At 66.6% G+C, this 6,909-nt stretch carries 5 protein-coding genes; 2 read left to right on the plus strand and 3 right to left on the minus strand.

Going from position 1 to position 6,909, the window contains the following annotated elements:
- On the minus strand, positions 1 to 1,731 hold the full coding sequence (locus FZ033_RS23625) for an HAD-IIIC family phosphatase (protein ID WP_232847635.1): 1,731 nt from the start codon (positions 1,729 to 1,731) through the stop codon (positions 1 to 3).
- A gap of 246 nt (positions 1,732 to 1,977) precedes the next feature.
- A complete protein-coding gene (locus tag FZ033_RS23630) occupies positions 1,978 to 2,235 on the minus strand; it encodes an acyl carrier protein (RefSeq protein WP_188079662.1) in 258 nt (85 codons plus the stop codon).
- 267 nt (positions 2,236 to 2,502) lie between these two features.
- Here FZ033_RS23630 and FZ033_RS23635 point away from each other — a divergent pair, with 267 nt between their 5' ends.
- On the plus strand, positions 2,503 to 4,242 hold the full coding sequence (locus tag FZ033_RS23635; RefSeq protein WP_149578515.1) for an N-acyl-D-amino-acid deacylase family protein: 1,740 nt from the start codon (positions 2,503 to 2,505) through the stop codon (positions 4,240 to 4,242).
- 117 nt (positions 4,243 to 4,359) lie between these two features.
- On the opposite strand, the gene FZ033_RS23640 is transcribed toward FZ033_RS23635, so the two are convergent.
- Entirely contained in the window at positions 4,360 to 5,268 is a 909-nt protein-coding gene (locus FZ033_RS23640) for a LysR family transcriptional regulator (RefSeq protein WP_232847636.1), read from the minus strand.
- Between the two features lie 133 nt (positions 5,269 to 5,401).
- On the opposite strand from FZ033_RS23640, the gene FZ033_RS23645 reads away from it, so the two are divergent.
- Positions 5,402 to 6,769 (plus strand): NAD(P)H-dependent oxidoreductase, encoded by a 1,368-nt coding sequence (locus FZ033_RS23645; RefSeq protein ID WP_149578517.1) that lies wholly within the window; start codon positions 5,402 to 5,404, stop codon positions 6,767 to 6,769.
- Positions 6,770 to 6,909 lie beyond the last annotated feature (140 nt).

Here is a 6,909-nt window from a genome sequence, read left to right on the forward strand (position 1 = left end):
TCACTCGGCGGCGATCAGTTCCGGGGCCGCGTTCGCGTAGCGAACGGGTGGGGTTTGCACCTCGGCGCTGGTGGCCAGCGTCCAGAGGCTGTTGCCGTCCGCGCCCGTGGACAGGGCCGTGAAGCCGAGCTGGGCATAGTGATCGCGCACCAGGGCGTTGCGCTCCGTGGGCCTGTATTCGCCGACCAGCTCGGCGATGCCCTGCCGCCGCGCCGCATCGACCATGTGGCGCAGGACGATCTTCTCCACGCCGCGCCCGAGCACGCGGCAGCTCATCAGCCAGGTGTCAATGAGCCAGCGATTGCCCTCCACCGTCCGGCAGGCGACGACGGAAATCATGCCATTGTCGCCGAACCGGTCCTTCAGCCGCACCTGCAGGGTGAAGACGGAGGGGTCTTCCTCCATGCCTTTCACGTCCGCCTCGCTGTAGCGGCGGCTGGTGAGGTTGAACTGGTTGCTCTTGCTGATGAGCTGGTAGATGCGCGAGCGGCCGATGGCATCGAACGGCCGCAGGTCGATCTCCATGTCGAGGGCGGCCACATAGTCCTCGATGCTGGCCACGCCCTGGCCGAGGGAGGCGCGGCGGGCATTGCCCTCGTAGAAGGCGGCGCGCTTGCGGTCTTCCTCGGAGAAGAGGGTGGCCTCGAAATAGCCGGCAGCGCTCAGGGTGCGGGCGTAGAGCGCCGGGTCCTCGGGCAGCTCCGGCACGGCGACCTGCGGCAGATACTGCCGCACCAGGTCGCGCTCGGCCGGGTTGTCGTCCAGGAACACGAAGCTGTCGAGGCCGAGGGACAGCTCGTCCGCGATGGCCTTGATATTGGTCGCCTTGTCGTTCCAGTTGGCCTGGAACACGGCGATATGGTCTTCCCGCAGCAGCATGTCGGGATGGTCGCGGAAGGCGGCGCGGGCCACGGCATCCGTATTCTTGGACGACACGGCCAGCACGATGCCGCGATCGCGCAGGGACAGGGCCAGCTTCTGCACGCTCAGGAAGGCTTCGCCGGTGCCGTCGCCTTCACCGATCTTGATGCCGGCGATGCCGTCGTCGCCGATGACGCCGCCCCACACCGTATTGTCGAGGTCGAGCACCAGCACCCGGCGGCTCTTGCCCTTCAGCGCCGCCAGCAGCCGGCCCAGATGGTCGGAATAAAGGGGGGCGTAATCCATGGAAAAGGGCAGCTTCGCCATGTTCCACTGGGTCGGCGCATGCCACGAGGCGAGGCCGACCGTGCGCGCCAGTGCGTCCACGTCGAACATGACACAGCCCTCGATGGGCGGCGCGTCGATCAGCCTGCGGTTCAGGCTGCCGACCATCTGCTGCGGCGTGCCGGCGAGGCGCCGGTCGAGGTGGCCGAACAGGGTCTCCGGCGGCGGCGCGATGGTCTGGACGATGATGTGGGCGGCGGGATTGTGCTTGCGCAGGGCCGCGCACAAGTCCTGAATCAGGGCATAGGCGGCATCCACCGCCTGCTTCGCACTTGCAGCATCGCCGATCGGCACGCTGAGCGGCAGGCCGCGGTGGTCCATCGCCAGCAGAATCGCGTCGCAGCCGCTCTGGTTCAGCCGCGACTCAGCCGACATGGCCTCATTGATGGTCTGGCCGTAGTTGCAGCCGATGGTTTCGATGGACAGGCCGTGGCGCAGGCCCGTCGCCTCGATGGCGGGCAACAGCAGGTCGAGCGTGCCGTCGCCGATGACGCCAAGCCGAAGCGCCGCAAGCCGCTGGTCCACCACGCCCTTCAGCCTGGCCGCCCGCAGGAGCGACGCCAGGCGATTAAGCTGCGTACCGTCCAGAAAATGCCCAGCAAGCTTGCGAAATGTGGAAGAGTCGCCCTCTCCCTCTATGCTCTTGCAGGCTTTTCGAAAGTCTTGAACGCGAGGTAACCACGCGAGGTCCCGGTAGATTGCCGCCATAATCCCCAGCCCTTCTTGGTCCGACCTCCCAATATGCGATTCCTCAGTCTTATTTTTAAGACATTATTTTTGCTGCTGCACTTTACTCGCAATCAAACTAACCAGATCTCCAAGCTTCGCGAGAGAAGCGGCCTGAGCCGCGGAAAGGCGAATGGAAAATGCCGTCTCCACGGCCAGGATGAGCCTGATATTTGCCAGACTATCCCAGCCATCGACATCGGCGGCCGTCATTTCCGGGAACAGAACAATATCGTCGTCCTGAAATACGTCACGGAACACATCCGTAAGTCTTTCATAAACATCTGGATGTTCGAGCGTCACGTCTTGTGCACCCCGTTCCATGGATATACGGGCAACTTACCGAGCCAGCAGAAGGATACTTTCGCAAAACCGTCGCGAAATTCATTCTACACTGCGTCGGCCAGCCCCGTGTGACGCACCAGCGACGAAAAGTTACTTTTTTGCTGAAAGAAATCTGTCTTCGCAGGTGCAGCAATGGTAATCTGATCGCCGATTTGGAGTCAAGTTCCAACAGTGTCCCGTTTGTCGCAATTTGCGACGGGGAAAAGGGTCGGGAGACGAGGCGCGATGTATGATCTGCTGATCAAGGGCGGGCAGATTGCAGACGGCACCGGGGCACCATCGTTCACGGGCGACGTGGCGGTCAAGGACGGCGTGATCGTCGAGGTCGGCAAGGTGAGCGGCGCCGCGCGCGAAACCGTGGATGCCGACGGCCTCCTCGTCACCCCCGGCTGGATCGACATCCACACCCATTATGACGGCCAGATGAGCTGGGACGAGCAGCTCGCCCCCTCCCTGTGGCACGGGGTTTCCACTGCGATCTCAGGCAATTGCGGCGTGGGGTTCGCGCCGGTGAAGCCGGACAAGCACGACTGGCTCATCCAGATGATGGAAGGCGTGGAGGATATCCCCGGCACCGCCCTGTCCGAGGGCATCTGCTGGGGCTGGGAGACCTTCCCTGAATATCTCGACTTCCTCGGCAGCCGGAACTTCGCCATCGACGTCGGCTGCCAGATCGCCCACGGCCCCCTGCGCGGATATGTCATGGGCGAGCGCGGCATGACCAACGAGGACGCCACCCCCGAGGACATCGCCGCCATGGCCGCCATGGTGCGGCAGGCGCAGGCCGCCGGCTCCCTCGGCTTCACCACCTCGCGCACCGTTGTGCACCGCGCAACGGACGGCGAGCCGGTGCCCGGCACCTTCGCCACGTTCGAGGAGCTGTACGCCTTCGCCGAGGCGGTGGTGGCCAGCGGCCATGGCGTGATGGAAGTGGTGCCGGCAGGCCTGCTGGGCGAGGACATCATCAATCCGGCGCGCGACCTCGCCTGGATGAAGGAGATCTCCGCGCGCACCGGCTGCCCCATCACCTTCCTGATGGGCCAGAACCACATCCAGCCCAGCTTCTGGCGCACCCAGCTCGACGAGACCGCCCCCGCCGGCAGCAACGGCCCGCTGGTGCGCCCGCAGATGTTCTGCCGCTCCATCGGGGTGATGGTCTGCCTGGAGAGCCGGCACCACCCGTTCCTCGAATCGCCCATCTACAAGGAGCTGTCGAAGCTGCCTTATGCCGAGATGATCGGCCGTCTCAAGGCCCAGCCCGAGCTGCGCAAGGCCATGGCGCTGGAGGGCGTGAACGACGTGCTCGGCTTCCCCACCGGCTTCAACCAGTGGCGCGGCGTCTATCCCCTGAGCAACCCGGCCAATTACGAGCCGGCGCCGGAGACCAGCATCCGCGCCACCGCCAAGCGCGAGAACCGCGACGCCCGCGAGGTCGCCCTCGACATCCTCCTGAGCGAGGACGGCAAGGGCTTCCTGCACCGCCCCATCATGGGCTATGCGGACGGCAACCTCGACCCCACCTTCGACCTCTTGAGCAGCGCCCACACCATTCCCGGCGGCAGCGATGCCGGCGCCCATGTGGCCACCGTCTGCGATGCCGGCGCCCCCACCTTCCTGCTCACCCACTGGGTGCGCGACCGCCAGCGCGGCCCGCGCCTGCCGCTGGAACACATCGTGCGCAAGCAGAGCTTCGACACCGCGAGCTTCTACGGCCTCAATGACCGCGGCCGCATCGCCCCCGGCCTGCGCGCGGACATCAACCTCATCGACTATCCCAACCTGCAGCTGGGCAAGCTGCACATGATCCACGACCTGCCCAATGGCGCCCAGCGCCTGATGCAGAAGGCCGAGGGCTATGTGGCGACCTATGTGAAGGGCGTCGGGGTGACCCGTGGCGGCGAGGACACCGGCGCCCGTCCCGGCCGCCTGGTGCGCGGCGGGGCGGCGGGACGCCTGCCGTCCTGACATCCGGCAAGGGTGTGGAGCGAGATGTCCCCGGCGGTCCTTCGGCGGCCGGGGCACCTGGGCCGACCGCGACCGGAAACCGGTCGGGGGTGATCCTTTCGCCCACGCGGCCAGTCTTCAAGCGGATCCGGACGGCAGGAAGACCCGCCTGTGCTCGGCCACGGTCTGGACGATGAAGTCGATGACCGCCCGCACCCGCGCCAGCTCCCGCACGTCGGAATGGATCACCAGCCAATAGGAGCGGGTGATGGCGATCTCCTCCGGAAGCAGCCGGACGAGGTCGGCCGACGCGACGGCCATGAAGCACGGCAGCATGCACAGCCCGCCCCCGCTCGTGGCCGCCACCAGCTGGGTGATGATGTTGGACATTCGCATCTGCGGGTTCAGTGACTTGTCCAGCTCCGACACATAGCCGTGCGCGGCGGTGGGCAGCAGGTCGTCGATATAGCCGATGAATGAATGCTGGCGGATGTCGGCCCGGCTGGCGATGGGGGCGTGCTGCGCCAGATAGTGCCGCGAGGCATAGAGCCCCATCTCGTAGTCCGTCAGCCGCGTGGCATGCAGGCGCCCCTCTTCCGGGCGGGCCATCATGATGCCGATGTCCGCTTCCCGCTTGGACAGGCTCACGGTGCGCGGATTGGCCACCAGCTCCACCTGAAGCTCGGGATGCCGGGCGCAGAAGTGGATCATCTGCGGGGTGAGGAAATAGGTGCCGAAGCCCTCCGGCGTGCCGATGCGCACCGATCCCGCAAGGCCCAGCACCTGGTCGGTCAGCTTGGCGCGCATGCCGATGAGGATGCTTTCCACCGCCTCCGCTTCCGCCACCAGCCGCTCGCCGGCGGCGGTGGGCACGTAGCCGGCCGGGCGCCGCTCGAACAGGCGCGTCTTCAGCGCCGCCTCCAGCCCGGTGATGCGCCGGCTCAGGGTGGAATGATCCACGTGCATGGCCTGGGCCGCGGCGGTGAGCCGCCCGGCCCGCACGACGGCCAGAAAGGCTTGGAGGTCGTTCCAGTCGAGGTCGCGCATAGTATGCGATTTTTTGCACGCAGGATGTGGTGAATCAACCATTTATATTGGGAAAAACACCCATTACACCTGTCAGACAGAACACGCGGCCCAAAGAACGCGACGCAAAGAACGCCACGTAAGGGAGAACACCATGAATCTGTACGCCAAGCTGGTGGCACGTGCCGCCGCCGGGAGGCCGGTCAGGGTCGGAGTCATCGGCGCCGGCAAGTTCGGCTCCATGTTCCTGTCCCAGGGGCCGCGCACCCCCGGCCTCCACATCGTGGGCATCGCCGATCTCGACGTGAACCGCGCCCGAGCGTCCTGCGCCCGCGTGGACTGGCCGCCGGAGCGCTACGCCGCCCGCTCGTTCGCGGAGGCCATGGCCAAGGGCAGCACCTTCATCACCGACGATTCCGAGGCGCTCATCGCCACCGACGGCATCGATGTCATCGTCGAGGCCACCGGCAATCCGGGCGCCGGCATCCGCCATGCCCTGCTGTGCTGCAAGCATGGCCGCCACATCGTGATGGTGAACGTGGAGGCCGACGCCCTCGCCGGCCCGCTCCTGGCCCGCCACGCGGCGGACGCCGGCATCGTCTATTCCTTCGCCTATGGCGACCAGCCCGCCCTCATCGCCGAGATCGTGGACTGGGCGCGCACCGCCGGCCTTCAGGTGATCTGCGCCGGCAAGGGCACCAAGTATCTGCCGGCCTACCACCAGTCGACGCCGGAGACGGTGTGGGGCCATTACGGCTTCAGCCCGGAGCAGGTGGCGCGGGGCGACTTCAACGCCCAGATGTTCAACTCCTTCCTGGACGGCACCAAGTCGGCTCTGGAAATGGCGGCGGTTGCCAATGCCTGCGACCTGGAGCCGGCGGTCCACGGCCTCAGCTTCCCGCCCTGCGGCAAGGACGACCTGCCCACCATCCTGCGCCCGCAGGCCGACGGCGGCATCCTCACCCACAAGGGCACGGTGGAAGTGGTGTCCTCGCTGGAGCGCGACGGCCGCCCGGTGTTCCGCGACCTGCGCTGGGGCGTCTACGCCACCTTCGAGGCGCCCTCGGATTATGTGAAGCAGTGCTTCGCCCAATACGGCCTGAAGACCGATTCCACTGGGCGCTACGCCACCATGTACAAGCCCTATCACCTGATCGGGCTTGAACTGGGCATCTCCATCGCCTCCGCCGCGCTGCGGGGCGAGGCCACCGGCAGCACCCAGGGCTTCCGGGGCGATGTGGTGGCCACCGCCAAAAGGGACCTCAAGCCCGGCGAGAAGCTCGATGGCGAGGGCGGCTTCATGGTCTACGGCAAGCTCATGCCGGCCGGCCTCTCGCTGGCGCACGACTGCCTGCCCATCGGCCTCGCCCACAACATGGTCCTGAAGAACCAGGTGGTGAGCGGACAGCCGGTGCGCTGGGCGGACGTCGCCTTCGACGAGAAGCAGCAGGCGGTGCAGGTGCGCCGCGAGATGGAAAGCCTGTTCCGCGGCGCCGACCGCAAGGCCCCCGCCGCCGCGTGATGCCAACGGCCCGTGAGCTTGGCTCACGGGCCGTTGGCCAAGCCCCCGCGGCGCCTGGGGGGACCCACCTTGTGCCAACCCCCCTGGCATCGGTCTAAGGCCGCGGGCGACGGGAAGAGGATTTTCGCCGCGCCCACCGC

Source organism: Xanthobacter oligotrophicus, from assembly GCF_008364685.1.
GTDB classification, from domain to species: Bacteria; Pseudomonadota; Alphaproteobacteria; order Rhizobiales; family Xanthobacteraceae; genus Xanthobacter; species Xanthobacter oligotrophicus.

Bases quoted from the DNA above. Each gene is read 5' to 3' on its own strand.
- FZ033_RS23635 (WP_149578515.1), top strand. From the start codon at position 2,503: ATGTATGATCTGCTGATCAAGGGCGGGCAGATTGCAGACGGCACCGGG.
- FZ033_RS23640 (WP_232847636.1), bottom strand. From the start codon at position 5,268: ATGCGCGACCTCGACTGGAACGACCTCCAAGCCTTTCTGGCCGTCGTG.
- FZ033_RS23645 (WP_149578517.1), top strand. From the start codon at position 5,402: ATGAATCTGTACGCCAAGCTGGTGGCACGTGCCGCCGCCGGGAGGCCG.